This window comes from Roseateles sp. AC306 (assembly GCF_979253795.1).
Map to the genome: position 1 here is coordinate 1 of NZ_CEEDEB010000161.1, position 231 is coordinate 231.

General features: G+C 72.7%; 1 pseudogene. It reads left to right on the forward strand.

What is annotated here, in order from left to right:
• Positions 1–231, forward strand: a pseudogene (locus tag AC0IZJ_RS28805) (dihydropyrimidine dehydrogenase); the annotation flags it as partial.

Genomic DNA, 231 nt, shown 5'->3' on the forward strand with positions numbered 1-231 from the left:
ACTTTGCCGATGCGCATCCGCCGCTGAACCGCACGCAGGCGCTGATCGAGGCCGAGCGGTGCTACTACTGCTACGCCGCCCCCTGCCAGACGGCCTGCCCCACGGGCATCGACATCCCCGCCTGCATCCAGCGCGTGGCGCAGGACAACGTGCGCGGCGCGGCCGAGGCCATCCTGACGGCCCACCCGCTGGGCGGCATGTGCGCGCGCGTCTGCCCGACCGAGGTGCTGT